Origin of the sequence: Spirosoma aureum (assembly GCF_011604685.1) — a bacterium.
In the GTDB taxonomy this organism is placed as follows: domain Bacteria; phylum Bacteroidota; class Bacteroidia; order Cytophagales; family Spirosomataceae; genus Spirosoma; species Spirosoma aureum.
This window is the reverse complement of sequence record NZ_CP050063.1, coordinates 2189758-2210988: the sequence shown is the minus strand read 5'-3', so window position 1 is coordinate 2210988 and position 21231 is coordinate 2189758. Positions and strand designations below refer to the sequence as shown.

General features: G+C 50.6%; 9 protein-coding genes. All 9 read left to right on the top strand.

Annotation, left to right across the window (positions count from 1 at the left end):
• Nucleotides 1-7 precede the first annotated feature (7 nt).
• Nucleotides 8-7741: a hypothetical protein gene (locus tag G8759_RS08810; RefSeq protein ID WP_167207095.1), complete on the top strand. Its 7734-nt coding sequence runs from the start codon at nt 8-10 to the stop codon at nt 7739-7741.
• Nucleotides 7738-9744, top strand: coding sequence for a fibronectin type III domain-containing protein (locus G8759_RS08805; protein ID WP_167207094.1), 2007 nt, complete (start codon nt 7738-7740; stop codon nt 9742-9744). The genes G8759_RS08810 and G8759_RS08805 overlap by 4 nt, the downstream gene beginning before the upstream one ends.
• 11 nt (nt 9745-9755) lie before the next feature.
• Nucleotides 9756-12596 carry a fibronectin type III domain-containing protein gene (locus tag G8759_RS08800; RefSeq protein ID WP_167207092.1) on the top strand — a complete coding sequence of 947 codons (2841 nt, stop codon included), beginning with the start codon at nt 9756-9758 and terminating at the stop codon, nt 12594-12596.
• Entirely contained in the window at nt 12593-13033 is a 441-nt protein-coding gene (locus tag G8759_RS08795) for a hypothetical protein (protein WP_167207090.1), read from the top strand. The genes G8759_RS08800 and G8759_RS08795 overlap by 4 nt, the downstream gene beginning before the upstream one ends.
• 93 nt (nt 13034-13126) lie before the next feature.
• Complete coding sequence (locus G8759_RS08790) at nt 13127-13864, top strand: IclR family transcriptional regulator (protein ID WP_167207088.1); 738 nt, start codon at nt 13127-13129, stop codon at nt 13862-13864.
• A 192-nt stretch (nt 13865-14056) separates the two neighbouring features.
• Nucleotides 14057-17056 (top strand): SusC/RagA family TonB-linked outer membrane protein, encoded by a 3000-nt coding sequence (locus tag G8759_RS08785; RefSeq protein WP_167207086.1) that lies wholly within the window; start codon nt 14057-14059, stop codon nt 17054-17056.
• 102 nt (nt 17057-17158) lie between these two features.
• Nucleotides 17159-18607 (top strand): RagB/SusD family nutrient uptake outer membrane protein, encoded by a 1449-nt coding sequence (locus tag G8759_RS08780; RefSeq protein WP_167207084.1) that lies wholly within the window; start codon nt 17159-17161, stop codon nt 18605-18607.
• Nucleotides 18608-18698: 91 nt separating this feature from the next.
• On the top strand, nt 18699-20036 hold the full coding sequence (locus tag G8759_RS08775) for an endo-1,4-beta-xylanase (protein ID WP_167207082.1): 1338 nt from the start codon (nt 18699-18701) through the stop codon (nt 20034-20036).
• Entirely contained in the window at nt 20036-21229 is a 1194-nt protein-coding gene (locus tag G8759_RS08770; protein ID WP_167207080.1) for an enolase C-terminal domain-like protein, read from the top strand. Before G8759_RS08775 ends, G8759_RS08770 begins: the two co-directional genes overlap by 1 nt.
• Nucleotides 21230-21231: the final 2 nt, after the last annotated feature.

Genomic DNA, 21231 nt, shown 5'->3' with positions numbered 1-21231 from the left:
CATCCCTATGCGGCTTTTGAAGCCTGGCAAACACCTTTGCCTGGTGATTGGTATGCTTATCGGGTTTACCCAGATCATACGGGCGCAAACGCAGGTGCAGGTAACCATTAACGTGATGCCTCCCTATAGTTCCTATTTGCAGGATTATGCCGGAGCAGGTCAGCAGCTTCAGGTACTGATCCGCAACCTGACCCTGACAGCGCTTGATGTTCGGTTACAGGGGCGCGTGGAAGGCGACAATGGCGTTCTGATTCAGACCCTGCCTAATTTCCGACCTACCCGTCCGCTGAAACTAGCCCCAGGCGAAACCCGGATTCTGTCCCGCGCCGATCTGGAAGGCTCATTCGACCTCAACCAGATTAGCGTAGAAGGAGTTAGCAAAGATTTGCTGTATCAGGGAAAACCGTTGCCCGAAGGTAACTATCAGGTTTGTGTACAGGTATTTGACAACCGTACCAGCCAACCACTTTCGTCGGGATTCCCGTTGGGTTGTTCGCCCCCGTTTTCGATCCGAACGATCGAACCGCCTATTCTGATTTCGCCCCTGTGTGACACCGACATAACACCGACAACGCCACAGGCTACCGTTTTCACGTGGGCTCCTCCGGCGGGAATTCTGCCCACACAGGTCAGCTACATTCTGCGAATCATTGAATTACCGCTGGACAACGTTGACCCCAACGTCTTTATTGATGCTGTAGCGTTGCCACCTTCCGGCGTTGAAGTGAAGAACCTGATGACCAGCACATTTTTGTATGGCCCACAGTATCTGCCGCTTAAAGTGGGGAAACGGTATGCCTGGCGTGTTCAGGCGGTGGACAGGCTCGGGAAACTGAACCTGCTCAACGACGGCAAAAGTCCGGTTTGTGCGTTCCGATATGGGCAACCCATAGTTGCCGATTCGCTCGGCTTGCCCATGACTGATTACCTGGTATTTATCAAACCGGGTGAGCCGACCGGAAAAAAGCTGCCCGAGTTGAGTGTTGGCTACGGAAATCCATTGTACCTGAACTGGGGACTATCCTCCAAGATGGCGACTCAACTGGCCATGATTTTTCCCCAGGCCAATCTGATGCAGCAAAGCAATACGCTTTACTCGATTCCGGGCAGTTCGCTGCAAAAACCGAATCAGCAAATAGCCTTGCCTAATCAGAATAACAATGAACAGACGTATCTCAAATCGCTGGATTTAACCAAAACGAACCTGAGTTATCGAGTCCGTATCAGACCGGTGGATAAGTCGGGTAAAACTGGCGCGGTAGTGCTCGACCGGCAGGTAAAAACGGCGTACCTCAGTGCCGAGCAGGCCGATCTTCCCCCTGGCATTGTTGCACAGGCACCCTATGGACCTGAAAAAAATTATCAGGCCGAAGTCGAACTGGTCGGTCTGACAGCTGCCCAGATCAAGCAGTTGAATCTGCCAGCAGGAAACCTGACGGCTGAACCCCGCAAGTTTTCGCTTGTACGAAAAAATACGGGCAACCAGTCCGATACGGTCTATGTGAAGGGGTTGCTGGTATACAAATACCCCGGCGAAACGGGCTCAGGTCATATCATGCCCAATACGATGGTTACGCTGAAACGCGTAGAAGCCAGCGGTTATGAAAACAACATGGGGTATGCAACCACTAACAGCGCCGGTGAATTCACGGTAGGTCTGCCCCGCTGGCAGGTGTCGCCGACAGATACAATCATTAGCGACAAAAAAGTAGCGGTCAGTGGCTCTTTCAATAATACCGGCAGTTCGACCGTAACCAAAACAGTAAAGGACACGTCGTATTACAACGCGGGCTACCGGATCGTACCGAACAATATCTACCTGATGCCCGCCGAACTTACCTTTTCCCTATCGCCAAAACAGGTTGGAACGTTCGACGCCGGCACCATTCCGGTAGTAGCCAAAGCATATACTGTACGCATCACAGCTCGCCAGGCCTACAAAGACTGGCCTGGGGCTCCAACTATTAATCTGGCCGGCAAACGGTTGGTTATCTTCCGTAAGCCAAACAAACAGGTAGACACCTACAAGTTACCCGTTGAAGGCCAGATGGACAGAGGCACTTCATCAGCACAGGCGAAAAGCGGGAGCAAACCCGCATCAGCATCGGAGACGGCTGCGCAAACGGAAGTAGAAAAGGCGGGGTACGTGTTTGTCGGAACCACGCTGCTGCTTGCCGACGGAAATGCTTACCAGGCTAATCTGGAGCGGTTCCTGTACGCTTATAATCCATTGGATCGCTACGCTATCTATTGCCCCGACTGCGGCCAGAAACCCGATGATGCCGAAACCTTCCGGTTCGATCTGCCGAAGCAGCCTCTCTCAGCCACAGTAGCCCGCACCGAAAGCTACACCTTTAATGTACAGACGACCGAAGCGCCAGTAATGACCTTTTCCGGCAAGCTGACGTATAAGTATGCCGACAAAGGCCTTGAGGGCGCACAGGTTAAACCGCTCAGCAATACACGCGTTCGTTTACAGGTCGTCTATACCATAAAAGGCAAGAATGCGTACACGACCGTCATACCAAGCTTCCCGGAACTAACCAGTTTTCACGAAAAATTCAGCACGCTGCTGGACACGAAAGTAACGGGTGACGATGGCTCCTTTACATTCTCTGCCAAGCTACCCGGCCCGCTACAATTGGGCGAATTACCGCCTACAGTCAGTACAAAAACAGGTGAGTTTGGCATGGGATCAACGGTATACATCCGGGCATTGCGTGTCGTTGTCGATAACCCTTACTACACCAGTCCGTCGGCGACGTTTGGCGATGACGCAAAAGAGCAGATGCTGCCCCAGGGATCGTATGACTTTGGTACTATTACGGCAGTAGTACGAAGCTATAGCCTGATTACCCAGATTCGTTCCGACGTTACGGGCGAAAAAGGGGGAAATCAACAGGTGAATGGCATCAAACAATCGCTATCTGGGGTAAAAGTATACGCGATTCGAGAGAACCGGAAAGGGTACTTTCCCTTAAGCCCCATTACGGGACCACCGCTCGATGAAGGCCAGGGACTGACCGATAAAAAAGCATTTGGAGAGAGTTCAATCAACTATATCGTTGTCGCTCAGGGCGTATCAAATGCCGAAGGAACGGTCATATTCCCCCGCATGGTCATGGCCGATGGAAAAGACGACACCTATCTGATAGCAACAGAGGCTTCAGTCGATGGAATCAACGCCTACCAGATGAATGGTAAACCCAAACGAATTCTGGTCAGTGAAGACTATGGCGATCTGTATTCAAAAACAGCAACCGAAAGCGAGAAAAAACTGGCAGAATCAAAGAATAAAGTATTAACTGTTGATGGGGATAAATGCAAAACCGTATGGCACGTTTATATTAAGCAGCCGGGTGGTTCAACGGTGGAGTATACATACGATGAGTCCATCCCGAACCAGGCCAAAATTCTGGATGGCTATCGTCAGATGGCCAAGACAGATCCGGACGTCTCGGTCAGTCCACAAACAACCTGCGACAAAGTAAAATCCTACTGGATTGGCTCAGGTTTGGGTGATCGGGCTATTAACAATAAAGTCCTGCTATCGTCAGCTCCTGAGTTTGCCGACGATTACAAACCATTCCTGTCCGATACGGTCAAGCGGTTTCTCAATCCAGCGAATCCTATTATCAATGTTCGCGTCATCGACAAAACGAACCCAACCCAGGGTATTGCCAATGCCGATATTCGATTAACGTACATCCAGGCGAATGGAAATGCCTATGCCGAATGGAGAAAAACGGATGCAAATGGCTGGATCGCTGAGCCTTTTATGGTCAATCCCGGCACTAAGGCAACCTTAAAAGTCCTCGCCGATGGCTACATTTTCTCCGGCTATGTCGATCCGGCGAAGGGTGATCCTGAGAAAGAAAATGCGCCTATTGCCCCCGTAGATGCCAAACAAACCATTGACATCGGCTCCCTGATGCTTGGCCAGAATCTCTATTATTCGCGGATGCTGATGCAGCCCAACACGCGCTATACCGGCTACACCGTCGATCAGGATGCTTTAGAACTGGACCCCAAGGCAAAAAATGCCACAGTGGAGGCCTATGTGCAGATTGGCAATGGGAATTACAACAAAACGACCTACTCGGATGCCGTTCATGCTCACCGCTTTAATAATGTATATGGGGCTGGTGGCAACGGTGATTCACTGAAAATATACCCGGTCGACATCAGCTACTTTAATGAATCACGGGCCATCAGTCTGTTGCCGAAACCGGAAAAAAGCGATGAAGGAGCTGGCATGTTTATCGTTAAGGTGGGCAAACTGCCTATCTATCAGCGCGATCACCGGATTCTTTTCAACCTGCTGGCTCTGCACGACAACAAATGGGGACCTGTAAAAAGCGGTACGGTAAAGCTGTTTGGCCGCGACGAAAAAGGCTTTGTTTTTGGTCCAGGCAATGCGCAGGGTTTGGTAGAGGCCAGGTTCAAGAATGTTTCCGTCGAGAATCTGTTCGTGGAAGTATCGGCTCCCGGTTACGTGACAAAAACGCAGTCGGTAACGAATGTTGAGTCGAAATCGTCGAAAACGCAGCAGGTGTTTCTGGAAGAAGCCAATCTGATCCAGGGGAAAGTTGTGGTCAAAACGGCTGATGGCAAAGAAATACCGCTCGCTGGTGCCGATGTGTTCGTGGCCGGGGGCAGTAATGTGCAAACGCCTTACAGCACTAAATCAGTCGCAGGTGGTTCCTTCACGCTGGCTGTTGGGAAGCAGCTCAGTTCTGTCACGGTACAGGCTACCTATCAGAATGAAGGTGGTACTGTCGGGGGAGGATCCGTAAGTATCAATGGAGCCGACGTTAAAGTGGGTAGTGTAGTCATTCCGGCAGAAAGTTATGTAGGGGCTTCCAGTAAGCAATCGCTTCCGCAGGCAGCCAAAGAATCGCTCAAACTGACGCTGACCACATTCGAAAAATACAAAATCACTACGATCTGGGGCTTCCCGGTTAAAGTAGAATCTCTGACTGCGCTGGCCAATGGAGCGGTGAAAGCATCGGGTGAGGTCAACTTACGCGACAATCGATTTGGGCCGTTTGCCATTCTCGATCCCGAGCTCCGGGTGCGTTTCGAAAATGTTGTTTTCATACCGGGCAATAACGGTACAGGCGTGCCCGCATCGGCTACCGTCTCACTAAAAACAGGCATTCTGGATAATCTGGGCTATTACAATAAGCCTACCTATAAATCGGGCGATGTACCACTTTACAACATTCGCCTGTCGGGTACGGGTAATTCGTCGTCGGGTGGTAATCTGCAAATTGTGCAGTCGCCGGGCAAAACGACGGGTAAAATTATGGCCCAGGCTCAGATTATCGACAACTCGTTCAAGTTCTCGGAAAACCTGCTCAGCTATAAAAAAGGCCAGTTTTCTCTCTACGATCCAGACAAGGCAATTCAGGGAAACATACCACTGGTTGTGGCCTTCGACGCCAGTGATGAACCAAAAAAACGGACCAACTTTGGTCTTTGCAACCAGAAAGGAGAGCCAATTGAACTGGAATTGCTAGCCTTCAAGGCAATCAGCACCCTGGAAGGATCGCGGCTGGTTGGCGACGAAATTCACCTGAATCCGATTCTGAGCTGTACCGTTAAAAATGCCAACACCGGCAATCTGACCGATAAGAGCAGCCTGACGATCAACGTAGGCGATCTGGTGCTTAAGAACAATACGATCGATAGTAAGTCGGGACAAACACCCCTTACATTCGGTCTTGCGGGCAAATGGAGCGTAGAGGTTCGTAATTGGGTACTCGATTACAAACAGGGGGGCTTCTACGCAACTGAGGGTGTGGTAAAAACCGGTAAGATCGACGTACCAATCTCGCTGTTCAACCTCCGGGCCGACTTCTTCAAACTCGAAGCCAACAACATACCGAACCTCGATCTGGCAGGCATCGCGAAGGTAAAAATCGGTGGTAAGGCGTTCTTTGGCTATGATGAAGCCACCGGAAACGACATGAAAGGGCACTGGTCGCTGGTGGTAGTGCCCGATGGTAAGAATCAGGCGGGTGTTGTTTCCAGTAATCCCCAGGCGAACCCTAAACTGCCTGGCTTAAACAGCGACCTGGCCTTCGAAACCATTTCACTGCTTGATAATGGCCAGGATGTGTTCTCGTTCAGTGCCAAAAGTCAGGAGCTGAACTACTACAAGGGTGTGATGACGATCCGGCCTAAAACCATCGAGACCGGAGACGATTATTTCGCCTTCGATGCAGGCATGTCTACCTCCATTCCGAATGCGCCCAAGGATGTACCGATGCGCCTGACTTATTACAAACCGGGCGGAACCGGGCCGATTACGCTTAAAACCGTTGTAGCCAGCGATTACGTCATCGATACCAAAGGGCAGGTGCAGTTTGTAGCGGGTCAATACAAGGCGGCTGATAACTCCATGAAGACTGCGTTTTACTTCGCCGATGGTGTCATGGCGATCCGGGGTATAGCGAAGGAAACCGGTAAACTGCTATTGGGTAACCCATCCGATTTACCCACCGACAACGAAAAAGCGGCCGGTGTGATGCTGGTTCATTCGACAGCCGATGCGGGTAAAACCTTTTCAACCTACCTCACCCACGATCGGAGCCTCGATCTGAACAAGGAGAGTAACGTGTCGCTCCTGTCGAAAAAACCAGCGAATACCGACTACTATAAACCACTGAAGATCGATCTGGGCAACAAGTCCTTCAGTACCGTTTACTGCGATCAGACCGTTACCAATGGGCAGTGGAATCTGCTTACTTTCTCAGGTATTCCGGCGAATTACACCATGATTCCCGCAACGGAAGAGAATCGGCTGGCCTTTACGAACTATGGTGGCATTACGGCCAGCAATCAGAAAATCAAGGCCGATGGATTAGGTGGTAAAGATGGAATTCCCGGTGTAAGTCTGGAGTACGACATGGCAAACAGTCGGTTTACAGGTACCGTTACGCTGCCGCCTGGCCTGCCCCTACCGCCAACGATGAGTGTTGAGTATGGGGTAGCGCAGATTCGCATCGATGGCAACGGGTTTTACCTGGCCTCGGCGGCTACCGTCCGGGATGTGCCCCTGATCATTCCGGTAACCATGAAAGCAGGGCTTCTCCTGGGTTATTACGACAGCCCGGACATTAAAGACGCCGAACCCGTACTGTTTGGAAATACACACCGTAAATCGCTGCCCTGTGCCTTTCATAAGTCATTCAAAGGGGTGTTTGTCAACGGAGAATTGCCGATTCCCCTCATTGATAATTTTGAGTACAAGCAAAGTTTTGGCGTGGGCGAAGTCAAAATGGGGTTGAACGCCTATGTCGATGGCTATTCGTACGCCGATTACAATGCCGGGTCGTTCAAATTTGGCTCAGGTCTGGGCGCGGGCGTACATTTCTACGCTTACGGGCAGGTGCTGAATGTAGCCGCATCGGGTTCGGTGGATGTAGATGGCTCGCAGGATTTTGGCCTGACCATAACGGGCAACCCGCTAAAGGCAATGAGCGAACCGGTTACTGTATCGGTCAATGCAAACATGCAGTTTTCAGCCAAATTCAATGCCAAGCTCTATGTCGATCTGGGCATCGATTCCTACACAACCAGCGAATCCCTTGGCTTCTGTCTGGGCCTGACTATTCCGAACATATCCTACACGACGGGCGGCTTAGGCAGCATCAACGTAGCCACCCCCAAGTTTACCTGCAATTTTAACGCCTGCGACGAAACCAGTTGCCAATCTACCACCCAGAATCAATGAAAATGTTCATCGCCAAACTCATTGGCCTCCTGCTGTTAAGCTTATCGGCTCAGGCCCAGTACCCACTGATTCAGGCAGGTCGCTATGGGGTATTTATCCAGGTCGACCGCCTGTTGCATGGCCCTCGCTTTGCGCTGGAACGGCTCGAAGCGGGTACCCGCGACTGGAAACGAATTTATACGAATGAAGACGCTCCCCGTTCGGCACAGGCGCTCAAAAATCGACTGATCCTGATCGCACCCAAAAACCCATTGTATGAACTACCCTCCGACACCCTGGCCGCTGTTTTATTCAGTCAGTTTATAGTAGCACCAACAACTGATTCGCTGGCTACTTATGGGCGGCATCCGCAGATGCTGGAGGCACTGGGCGTTGGCTATCTCGATACGGCTGTCGTGGCCGGGCGTCGGTATGATTACCGCATTCAACTGGTTGACGAACCAGCCGGAGCACCTGTTCGTACGACCCGGACAGTCGTAATGCCCGAAGCCAGTTCCATGAAGGCTCAGTTGGCCACAACGGCTCGATCGGTCCAATCCGAAGCAGATGGCCGCTCGGTTCGGATCACCTATCAACTCAAAAAAGGAACACCCACCCTGAGCGGTCTACGTGTTATGCGGGCAACCTATGCACAAACCGGTTTTGCCGAAATCGGGGCGGAATGGGGGTTTATTAAAGGCCAGAAAGACAGTGTATTTGCCTTTTTCGTCGATCGGAATGCCCGGCAGAAAATGATTTATCAGTATATGGTAATCCCTATCGATGTGCTGGGCAATGAAGGCCAGCCATCCGATACGTTAACCATAACCAATTTGCGTGACGGGGATGCACTGCCTTTAATTACGGCTTTAAAAACAAGCAGCGACGAAAAAAATGGGGCAATTCGGCTATCCTGGAGGCTATCGGCCACCAAAGACCTGCGTTCGGTTGAAATCTGGCGCAGCAATCGCTACGACGATGGCTATGCACGTCTTGCGTCGGCCCAGCCTGCTGATACGACCTATCTCGATAGTCAGGTTGAACCGGTAGAAAGTTACTACTATCAAATTCGTCCGAATGGTACCTATGGCCAGCTAACGGCCTCGGTGAAGGTGTCGGGAATGGTGAATGCCTATCGCAAAGCCACGATCGCTCCATCATTTCTGCGCATGTCGACAGTGAATGATACACTGCATTTCACCTGGCAACGGGCCGATTTCGATACGCGGGGCTATTATCTGTATGTTTCTTCTGAACCGCGTGGCGATATGCAACAGTATTCTCCCCTGATTGAATCGCGAAATTCGGAGATCCATTATGCCGTACCCATTAAAAACCTCCCGATTGGAACCAGCCACCGCTGGGCAGTGGCCGCGCTCAATACAAGCTACAATCTTAGCCCCAAAAGTAATGAGGTGTATTCGACGATGCGCTTACCCGACCGTGTCGCCACTCCGCTCAATCCAGTTGTACTGCGTCAGGAGAAAGGTGTACTGGTGATTTGGGACAATATGAAAGAAATAGATCCGTATATAACCGGCTATGCGGTGTATCGATTGGAGGACCAGCAGAAAGAGATACTCCTGCACCGCCAGACGCAGGAAGCGCAGGCACAGAATGCGTTTGCCGATTCTACGGTTCAGGCTGGACATCATTACACCTACCGGATAAAGGCATTTCGGTCAGACAGCCAAGAGAGTGCCTTCAGCACGACCACCGCCGATTATTTCCGCCCTTTATCACCCGTACTGCCCATTCGCGGCATGAAGGTATTTGCCGACGGTAAAGGGGTTCAGGTCGTCTGGGATTCGCCATTAGACCAGACCCTGGATAAAATCCTGGTGTATCGTTACACCGATAAAACCGACAAGCCCAGGCTGGTCGGAACGGTGCTGGGTCGTCAAACGGATTTCCTCGATCGTGAGGCTACACCTGGTATTTCCTATTTCTACACACTGGTTGCCGTTCAATCTGACAAACGCGAAAGTACGCCAACCGATCCGATCGGAGTAGAATGGCGCTAATCAACAAAGTCATGAAAAACTACCTCTTCCTGCTGTTTCTGGGGTTAGTGTCTACGCGGATACAAGCCCAGTCCAACGCGCCTTCGAACTTACAGGCATCATCCGTCACATATAATCAGGTCAACCTGACCTGGAACGACAATTCATCCAACGAAACAAAGTTTGAAATTGAACGTCAGGGATTTACGGGCACATTTTCAAAAATTGGTGAAGCTTCAGCCAATTCGCCTTCGTATCAGGATAAGACCGTAACCAGTCTAAACACCTATAGTTACCGGGTTCGGGCAGTGTTTGTCACGAATTCGTCGGTTTACTCCAATACACTTACGGTTAATACTACCCAGGAGACGCCCGGCGTTCCAACTGGCCTAACGGCAATTCCTCAGAGTAGTAACAGTATTAAATTAACCTGGACTAACGGGTCGGGTAGTGCACCAACCGACTACCGGATTGAACGCGGAACAACCGCCAATGGCACATTTACGCTACTGCAAACCGTTGCCTACAGCCGCACCCCCACCTTCACTGATAACGGCGTATCGGGCGGCCAACCGTATTGTTACCGGATAAGGTCGCAGATAGGTAGCCTGGTGTCCGATTTCACAGCGGCCGTCTGTGCTACCCCCCCGCTGGCTCCTACCAATGTCAATAACCTGAAAGCAACAGCGCTCAGTAGCAGTTCCATCAAGCTGACCTGGGATCGGTATGGGAAAGAAAATTCGATCAGCATTGAGCGACGTATAGGGCAGACCGGTAACTGGTCGAAAGTTTCAGCGACAACATCGGATCTGGCCGAATTTACAGACAATGGCTTAAACGGAGGAACAGAATACTGTTACCGGATCGCCGAAGACGGTCACGATTATTCAGGTACGGCCTGTGCCACTACCCAGCAGAGTGCGCCCAAAGCGCCCGGCCGATTGACAGCCAATACGGTGTCGAGCAGCCAGATTGACCTGCAATGGGCCGATTTATCCGATAATGAAACCGGCTTTCAGGTCGAGCGGGCCAGTAGCCCAACGGCATCGTTCAGCAAGATCGCGGACCTGGGAGCGAATACGACGACCTATACGGATCAAAGCCTGCAGGCCAGCACTCCGTATTGCTACCGCGTTCGGGCCGTAAACAATACAGGAGCAAGTGATTATACGGATGTCCAGTGCGCTGCCACGCAGGCCCCACCCGTGGGTGCGCCACAGAATTTAGCCGCTACGGTGGCTTCTACTACCCAGATCAATTTGACCTGGACAGGCGTATCAGGAACAACCACCTACCAGCTTGAACGCAGCCCCAATGGGAATGACAACTGGGCAAAAATTGCTGATCCAGTCGGAAACGCGACAAGTTATACGGACACCGGTTTAACCCCCAACACGAGCTATTATTATCGGCTTCGGGCTGTTATTGGGGGCAATACGGGGCCATATAGTAACGTAGCCAATGCCAGTACGCCCGATGTACCACCGGCTGCTCCGGCCCGACTCTCAGCAACTGTGATCTCTTTCAGCCAGATTAATCTGCAATGGGCCGATCTATCGGGCAACGAGGCTGGCTTTCAGCTTGAACGAAGTCCAAACGGCGTAGATTCGTGGACGAAAATCACCGATCTGGGCACTGATGTAACAAGCTATAGCGATCAGGTGCTCAGCCCCCAAACGCATTATTATTACCGGGTTCGGGCTGTCAATGCCGCCGGACCGTCACCTTACAGCAATACCGCTGACGCTACGACACCAGTAGGGCCACCGGGTACGCCACAGAATTTAGTCACTTCGGCAGTTTCCATAACGCAGATCAACCTGACCTGGAATACGGTGTCTACAGCGGTTAACGTACTGATTGAACGCAGCCTAACGGGTAACGACGGCTGGACCCAGATTGCCAGTGTTTCGGGCGATGCGACGGCCTATGAAGACAAGAACCTGACGCAGAACACGCGTTATTATTACCGGATTCGCGGTACCAACGCATCGGGTACCGGACCGTACAGCACGATCGCCAATGCCAGCACTCCTGATTCTCCGCCCGCAGCTCCGGCCCGCCTGACGGCTATGGCGATCTCAACAAACCAGATTAACCTGACCTGGGCTGACTTATCGACCAACGAAGGCAGCTTTGAGATCGAGCGGGGCACTACTGCGACGGGTAACTTTACCAAAATTGCTGATGCACCCACCAATGCGACGACCTATGAAGACAGGAATCTGACGGACAATACGCCATATTGCTATCGGATTCGGGCGAAAAATGCAGCGGGTCCGTCGGCCTATACCGATGCTGCCTGCGCTACTACGCCTTTAGCTCCGCCCGCTACGCCAACCAATCTGGTCGCTCAGGTATCTGATTATGACCAGATTCGGCTAAACTGGAACGCGCCGGGTGTCACCGCCGTGACAGTAAGTATCGAGCGATCCACGAGCCCAGCTGGCCCTTTTGTCGAAATCAAACAACAACCCGCTACACAGACAACCTATACGGATGCTGGCTTGCTGGAGTTTACGACCTATTACTACCGTATCCGGGCAATTAACCAGGCCGGAAATTCGGGCGCTTCGAACGTTGCGCAGGCACGTATTGAAGAGATCATTATTGCCGTAGAAGACGAGTGGATCACCCAGACTCAGGTTTTTGTCGTAGACCGCACGCTGCATATTCAAACCGATTGGCATCAGTCCAGTCAGGCCCAGATTCAACTTCACTCTATGAGTGGCCGTGTCGATCTGACCGATACCCGACGTGTTACGCCAGCTACGGCCTGGTCCTATTCACTGGCCGGGTTACCAACGGGTTTATATGTAGTGGCTATTGTGGCCGAAGGACGGATTTTTTCCAAACGAATTCTATTACCATGAAAAAACAGCTTTGCTTACTCCTCGTTCTGGCCTGTTTCGGAGGCTGCCGACCTAAATCCGTAGCGCCCATCACCAACCAGATCAGTAAAATCTGGAAAGCCAATATGGTTACAGAAGCGAACGTACTGGTTTTTACGCTGGGGACTACAACGAACATCAAACCTGGTTATAGTAATTTTGTGCTTGACCTGAGCCAGGCTGATAAAGCGTCCTTAACCGACGTCGACGGACGGCTTACAACGGGCACGTGGACCGTTTCGACGGATAACAAACGGCTAATCCTGAACAATCTGACCCCGAAACCGTCGAACACGGGCGGAATCATTGAGTATTATATTCTAACGGCTCCGGATGGTTCATCACTAAAACTTGAACGCACTGCCGATAGCCGCAAAACGGGTAACACAGTCAACCAGTACGATCTAATTCCACGTTAGAATCATTTGTCAGCTTCAGTGCATCAGTCTAGGAATTAGCATTTGCGATTTACAATTAATAAGGTAAGTTTTGTATTATAAAATTAATACAAGATGATTCAAGTTATTAATCGCGCCCTGGACTTGCTGGAACAAATTGCCAATGACCCTGAACGACCCAAAGCCTTAGGTGATCTGGCCGACAGTCTCAATCTGAACCACGGAACCTGCGCCAATATTTTGAAGACCCTGGTCGCTCGTGGCTATGTTGAACAGATCGGAACAAAGAAGGGCTATATTCTGGGTTCGCAATCCTATACGTTAACGGCAAATGAAGCCTATCGCAAAGACCTGCTGGAAGCATCCCGGGAAGAAATGGACGCCCTAACCCAGGCGATTAATGAAAACTGTCTTTTGGCTGTTCTCAAAGATAATCAACGGATTGCGATTTACAGAACCTTTGCTGAACAGGATTTACAGGTACGCACAACCGACATTAAGCCGATCTACGATTCGGCATCGGGTCGTTTGTTGTTAGCCATGCTTCCCAAAGAAAAAATACAGCGCTTTATAGCCAAATATGGCCTTCCTTCTGACGAATCCTGGCCAGAAGTACAGTCCGAAACACAACTACTCGACTCCCTGGCTCTCATGCGCCGGGAGGAGCTGGCCTTACAAACCATTGCCAACAGGCATGTGATGGGTCTTGCCGTACCGATCTATAAAAATGGATTGGTTGTTGCCAGTCTGAGCATTTATTTGCCCGAATACCGATATATGGCTATGGACAAGCAAAAACTCATCGCTTCACTTCGGCAATGTGCCAAAAATATTCACAAGCGACTGAATTAAAGCTCGTTACCTAATGATATAACCAGGGCTCCGGCCCTTATTTTTTTGCGAATGGCGCATCCACGACCTACTGCAAATCATTATTTTTTTATAAAAAGACAGGAAAAATTTGGAGGTAATCGATTTTATAGACTACAATTGTAATGAAATAAAATTTAATTTTATATTATAAAAATTATTATCCTAAGCCTCATGAAACAACATGTCCACAAATGGCTTGTTATCTGCCTGACGACCCTTCTGGGCTGCTCAACAGGTTGGGCTCAATCGGTCGCCATAACAGGTCAGGTAACAGCAGCAGGCGATAAAGCACCTCTACCAGGCACTACGGTATCATTGAAAGGAACAACCACGGGAACAACCACGGACGCCAGCGGCAACTATCGAATTTCAGTAACAAACAGGGAAAATGCTATACTGGTCTTCTCGTCGGTTGGTTACCTTGGTCAGGAAATAACGGTGGGTAATCAATCGGTCATCAATGTTGACCTCGTTGTTGATTCCCGCCAGCTCGATGAGGTAGTGGTGGTAGGGTATGGCACCGTTAAAAAATCCGATCTGACGGGTTCACTGGCTCAGGTAAAAGCGAAAGAATTAAATGCATTTCCGGCCACTAACGTCCTTCAGGCACTCTCTGGGCGCGCTACGGGCGTGCAGGTGATCCAGAACAACGGTTCGCCCGGTGGGAGTGTCAGCGTTCGGATTCGGGGCACAAGCTCCATACAGGGCAGTAATGAGCCGCTCTACGTAATCGATGGATTTCCCATTAACGGCAGCAATCCGACCCAGCTAAATAACGCCGACATCGAGAGTATGGAAATCCTCAAAGATGCCAGTGCAACCGCTATTTATGGCTCACGTGGTGCAAATGGCGTGGTTCTAATTACAACCAAACGCGGAAAAGCAGGCCGTACGCAGGTAAGTTACGATGGCAGCTATAGCGTCCAGACGTTGCGCAAAAAACTGGATCTGATGAACGCCAGAGAATTTGCTACGTTCTACAATGAACAGGCTGTCAATGACAAAGTAACGCCCTATTTTACGCAGGACCAGATCAACGCCCTGGGCAACGGCTACGACTGGCAGGATCTGGTATTCCGGAAAGCACCGATGCAAAACCATTCGCTCAACATCAGTGGGGGTTCCGATAAAACGCAGTTTTCCATTGGAGGCAGCGTGTTTAAGCAAGATGGTATTATCAAAAGCTCCGATTACAACCGGTACTCGCTGCGGGCGAACGTAAACAGCGAAATCAGCCGGAAATTATCGTTCAATTTATCAACAATGCTCACCCGAGTGATCACCAACCAGCAGAATTCGGGAGGAGGAAACCGGGGCGGCACCTTGATCTCAGCCGTCATTACGGCTTACCCCACCCTAACTCCGTACAACGATGATGGCACCTATCGCAATCTTGCTACGGCCTACCCCTGGGGATCGAATGTATTGACGAACCCACTTAATTTCCTGAATGAACAAACGGCCCGAACACTCTCGAATAAGCAACTGGCAAACGCAGCGCTGATTTACAAACCTATTCCGGCTTTATCCATCAAGATTTCGGGTGGTATTGAAAACAACGACGACCGGTCAGACTCGTACACAACGCGCAATTTTGTCAACTCTCAGGGATCTGCCAGTGTCAGCACGACCCAATTCACGAGCTTGTTGAGCGAAAATACGGTGACTTACAACAAGTCATTCGGTAAACATACGGTATCGGCACTGGCCGGGTTTACATATCAGGATTTTCTAACGACAACCCTTGGAGCCAGTGGAACGGGCTTTATCAGCGATGCCAGCCAGACCTACGACATCGGATCAGCCGGTACGCCGGGCATTCCAGCATCGAGCTATTCGAAAGCCTCCCTCCTGTCGTATCTGGGACGGGTCAATTATAATTTTGGCGACCGGTATCTGGCAACGGTTAGCTTCCGGGCCGATGGGTCATCGCGGTATAGCGACGGGAACAAGTGGGGCTACTTTCCGTCAGGAGCTCTGGCCTGGCGGGTATCAAACGAGGATTTTTTCAAGGACATTCGGTTCATGAGCGATCTCAAACTGCGTGTCGGTTATGGGGCAACGGGCAGTCAGGCCATTAGCCCCTACTCCACACTGAATCAGTTAGGTTCCGGCAAAACAGTTTTCGACGATGCCCTCTACACCTACTACGCCCCCGGCACCCGCCTGCCCGGCAATTTGAAGTGGGAGACCACCGAACAAACCGACATTGGGCTGGATGCGGCTTTTCTGAACAACCGACTCCGGCTAACGGCTGATTACTACATTAAAAATACCCGCGATTTGTTGAACACCGTACAATTGCCTTCGTCGCTGGGCTTTACCAATACCATTCAGAATGTGGGCAAGATCCAGAACAAAGGGGTTGAACTCGGTCTGGATGGTGACCTGCTGACGGGGCCTTTCCGGTGGTCGGTATCGGGCAATATTTCGTTCAACCGCAACAAAGTCGTGAAGCTATACGGTGGCCAGGATATTCTGGGCTCGGCGATCAATACCAGCGCAGTCAACGATTATGTCAATATTCTGCGCGAAGGTCAACCAGTCGGTCAGTTCTATGGCTACGTAGAAGATGGCTATGACGATAAGGGCAAGATCAAATACAAAGATCTGGACGGCGATGGCACCATTTCGGCGAAAGACAAAACCTATATCGGCAATCCAAACCCCAGGTTTATTTACGGATTCAACTCGACCATGTCGTATAAAAACTTCGATTTCACCTTCTTTTTTCAGGGATCGCAGGGTAACGACATTTTCAATATCAGTTCAATCGGCCTGCTCGATTATGGTTTCGGCCTGAACATGACCAGGGATGTGTACAATAACCACTGGTCAACAACGAATCCGAATCCCAGCGCCAAATACCCGATCATTAGCCGGACAACATCGGTCAATATCTCAAACCGGTTCGTGGAAAATGGATCGTACCTGCGCCTGCGTACGGTGCAGCTGGCCTACAACATTCCATTCCAGAAACTCAATGTAAGCTGGATCAGCAACGCCCAGATTTACGTCAGTGGCCAGAACCTGCTCACCTTCACCAAATACTCGTGGTGGGACCCCGAAATTAATTCGTTGGGAGGGTCCAACTCCATTACACAGGGTATCGATTTCTACAGTTATCCAACGGCTAAAACCGTTACCGTGGGCATTCGGGCCGGATTTTAAACGAAAGAGCAAAAGAATGAATGAGTGAAAGAGTGGATCATAGCGAGTTTATTTTCGCCCTTTCACTCATTTATTCTTTCGCTCTTTACAACCACTAAACTCATGAAAAAGAGCCTATTCCTTTTCCCATTTCTTTGCCTGTTTGCCTGTCAGGAGGAACTCATCGAACAACCGAAATCGCTGGCTGTCGAAACCTATTACAATACCGCAGCCGAAGTTGAATCGGCGGTGAATGCTATTTATTCACCACTACGTAACGACAACTGTCTCGGGGGGCTATATCCAGCCCAGCTCGAAGCCTACACCGATTATAGCTATGGTCGGGGTAGCTACGGACCGCTTAGTGATTTTCAGGGCCTTAACTCAACCAACATTACCCGCGTCGGGCAAATATGGGATTTGCTGTATCTGGCCATTCGCAATGCTAATCTGGTGATCAGTAATGCGCCAAAGGGAAAAAGCATCAGTGCGCCCGATATTAGCCGCTACGTAGCCGAAGCCAAATTTCTGCGGGCATTTACGTACTTCACGCTGGTCAGAAACTGGAGTGGTGTACCGATCCGGACAGAGGCTAACATGACCGAACAGAACATCAAACGAAACACGGCCGCCGAAGTTTATGCACTCATTCAGGCTGATCTGGCCGACGCCGAAACCAACCTGCCCGACAAGCCTGCCCAAACGGGTCGTCCGTCGAAGTGGGCGGCCAAGACGTTGCTGGCCGATGTAAATTTCTATCAGGGAAAATACGCCGAAGCGCGTGACAAGGCCGATGAAGTAATTAAATCGGGCAAGTATTCTTTAGTATCGGTAACGGTACCTGACGATTTCAACAAGATTTTTGGGCCCGATGTGATCACAACGACCGAGGAGATTTTCTACCTGAAATTTACCCGTCAGAACGGGCAGGGCTTCAATCTGGTAATGTTTGCGCATCATCCAGGCTCGAAACTGATGGGTGCCGGTGGATTCTATGCACACTATACCGATGCGCAAACCAACAACGTATACAAAAACTGGGACAACGCCGATCTGCGAAAAACGGCATTCTGGTATAAATGGGATATTGGGCTGGGAGCGAACAGTTATCTGAACAAAAAATTCATTGACCCACTGGCCCCCGGCGCATCGGGTGCTGGCAACGACGATCCTATTTATCGTTATGCTGATATTCTGCTACTTTATGCCGAAGCAGCCAACCGGGCTGGTAATGGGCCAACTGCCGCGGCCGTAGAAGCGCTCAATCAAGTGCATCGGCGGGCCTTTGGCAAAAACCCAACCGTAGCCTCGTCGGTCGATTTCAAATTAGCAGACTATACGACCCAGACATTTAATGATTTGGTTTTGCAGGAACGGGGTTACGAAACTCAGTATGAGGGCAAACGCTGGTTCGATCTAAAACGGCTGGGGGCCGACAAGCTCAAGGCCGTTATCAAAGCGGGAGTAGGTAAAGACGTGCTCGATAAAATGCTGCTCTGGCCCATTCCGGTATCCGAATTAAACTATAACATAGCGCTGGATGCGGTTAAAGACCAGAATCCCGGCTATTAATAAACTTGTAATCATAGGTTTAAATAAAATCAGTCAGGCAGTTGGCCATGCAGACTGCCTGATTCCAATCTACTCTCAATTTCAACTGATTATGCGTTGTCTCTCTCTTCTCTTTGTACTTGTCACCCTCCAGACTTTTGGGCAATCAGCCCGTTACGATTCGCTTTGGAACGACCCAGCCGTTGAAGCCCTAATTCGCGAAGGCATTGAAACCAACCGAAAAGGCGATTTCACCCTCGTGGTAACCGACCGGCAGGGAAAGCCCATCCGCAATGCCTCCATCGAAATCCGCCAGATAAAGCACACGTTTTTATTCGGTGCCAATATTTTCATGCTCAATGGCTTCAAAACCGCCGAGCAGAATCGTCAGTACGAAGCTGCCTTTACAACACTCTTCAACAGTGCCGTAATTCCTTATTACTGGAAACCCCTCGAACCACAGGAGGGCAAAATTCGATTTGCCGCCGGTAGTGAAGAAATCTATCGCAGACCCCCGCCCGACGTGGTCCTGGATTTTTGCCAGAAGAATGGCCTGACGCCTAAAGGGCATACCCTGGTTTGGGATAACCTGACCTGGAGTTATCCAACCTGGTTCCCCAAGGATACGGCTAAGATGCAACCCCTCATTGATCGGCGTATCAGGCAAATTGCCGAACGCTATGGTCAGTCGATCAAGATCTGGGATGTGGTCAATGAGACGATCATCAACAGCCCCAAAGCCCCGTTGCCAGAAGATTACGCGCTGAAAGCGTTTAAAACGGCCGCGTCGGTCTACCCGAAAGATACCCGCCTGATTCTGAACGAAGCTACCCACATCTGGGAAAATTACCATCGGGAATACAGTCCGTTTTACATGCTCATTGAAAACCTCAAAGCCAAAGGAGCGGATATTCGGGGGCTAGGGCTTCAGTTTCATTTTTTCAGCGAACCGCTCTTTGCTAAAACCCTGGCGGGAAATGCCATGACACCCGCCGAACTGTTCCGGACACTGGATCTGTATTCGCGGTTTAAGTTGCCGATCCAAATCTCTGAAATTACGATTCCGACCCTACCCGCTGGCCCACAGGGTGAACAGATTCAGGCCAGATTAACCCGTAATTACTATCGTTTGTGGTTCAGCTACCCGTCCGTCGAGGCCATTTACTGGTGGAATCTGGCCGATGGTTCGGCAGCACCCGGTGAGGATAAGTGGGGCGGTGGCTTTTTGAAAGAAGACCTGAGTCCAAAACCCGCTTATGTCGTACTCAACGATCTCATCAATAAGGAATGGAAAACGTCGATCAGTACAACCACCAAAGACAGTAACACAGTGGCTTTCAGAGGATTTTACGGTGAATACGTCGCAAAGATTACGGTCGGCAAAAAAGTAATCGAAAAAAACTTCAACCTGATTAAGGGACAGACGAACACCCTTAAAATTGAATTGTAATGAAAATCATTGACTTACGAACCCGTTGCGTTGCCATTCCGCTCAACGCCCAATTACGCCACAATACAGGGGTACATCCTGGTTATTTCCTCCGGACGATTCTTGAAGTCATCACTGACGAAGGCATTATCGGCCTGGGCGAAGTAGGTGGTGGTGATCAGCGGGGCGCCTTGCAAAAACTGAAGCCACGCATCATCGGCGAAGACCCATTTCACCTGGAAGTCATCAAGATGAAAGTGCTGCGTAGCATTTATTACCTCTCGAACGCCCGGCTCTATGCAGCCATCGAAATGGCGTGCCTCGACATTCAGGGAAAGGTGTTGAATCGGCCGCTGAGTGATTTGCTGGGCGGCCGCGTTCGCGATGAAGTCCCGTTTATTGCCTATCTCTTCTGGCGGTACGACCGGCCAGGTGATGGAAAACAGGACGAAACCGCCGAAGACCTGGCCGACTTCTGTGAAGAACTCCATGAAACGCTGGGAGTAAACGCAATGAAGCTGAAAGCAGGCGTCATGAAACCGAAAGAGGAAGTTCGTGTGCTGGAACTCTGCCGCGACCGGCTGGGCGATGATTTCGGCCTTCGGATCGACCCCAATGGTTTATGGTCAGTCACAACGGCGGTGCAGATGGGCCACCGGATGGAGGATCTGAACATCGAATATTTTGAAGACCCCTCCTGGGGTCTGGAAGGAAATGCGTCTGTTCGGAAGCAGGTTCGTATTCCGATTGCAACGAATATGTATCCGGCCAAATTCGATGATCTCGGTCCGGCGATTCGGATGGGAGCCGTCGACATTGTGCTGACCGACATCCATTATTGGGAAGGTCCTCGGGGCGTCAAAGACCTTGTGGCCGTTTGCAACACCTTCAATATGGGCGTTGCCATGCACTCGGGAGCCGAATTTGGTATCGAACTGGCAGCGATGATTCACACCGCTTCGACCATTCCAACCATGACCTTCGCCGGTGATGCCCACTATCATTACCTCACCGACGACATCATTGAAGGGGGCTTGATGAAGTACGAAAATGGCTGCATCAAAGTCCCAACCGGGCCGGGTCTGGGCGTAACACTCGATGAGGACAAGATGAAGCATTACGAAAAGTATTACGAAGAAAAAGGGGATTACTACGCCCGCTTCCACCAGGATCCCTATCGCCCAGACTGGTATCCAACGGTTGGGGGCATGTAGGC

What these genes read in the sequence shown, in the direction of transcription:
- G8759_RS08785 (WP_167207086.1), top strand. Translation starts at nt 14,057, where the DNA reads ATGAAACAACATGTCCACAAATGGCTTGTTATCTGCCTGACGACCCTT.
- G8759_RS08795 (WP_167207090.1), top strand. Translation starts at nt 12,593, where the DNA reads ATGAAAAAACAGCTTTGCTTACTCCTCGTTCTGGCCTGTTTCGGAGGC.
- G8759_RS08790 (WP_167207088.1), top strand. Translation starts at nt 13,127, where the DNA reads ATGATTCAAGTTATTAATCGCGCCCTGGACTTGCTGGAACAAATTGCC.
- G8759_RS08770 (WP_167207080.1), top strand. Translation starts at nt 20,036, where the DNA reads ATGAAAATCATTGACTTACGAACCCGTTGCGTTGCCATTCCGCTCAAC.
- G8759_RS08805 (WP_167207094.1), top strand. Translation starts at nt 7,738, where the DNA reads ATGAAAATGTTCATCGCCAAACTCATTGGCCTCCTGCTGTTAAGCTTA.
- G8759_RS08800 (WP_167207092.1), top strand. Translation starts at nt 9,756, where the DNA reads ATGAAAAACTACCTCTTCCTGCTGTTTCTGGGGTTAGTGTCTACGCGG.
- G8759_RS08780 (WP_167207084.1), top strand. Translation starts at nt 17,159, where the DNA reads ATGAAAAAGAGCCTATTCCTTTTCCCATTTCTTTGCCTGTTTGCCTGT.
- G8759_RS08775 (WP_167207082.1), top strand. Translation starts at nt 18,699, where the DNA reads ATGCGTTGTCTCTCTCTTCTCTTTGTACTTGTCACCCTCCAGACTTTT.
- G8759_RS08810 (WP_167207095.1), top strand. Translation starts at nt 8, where the DNA reads ATGCGGCTTTTGAAGCCTGGCAAACACCTTTGCCTGGTGATTGGTATG.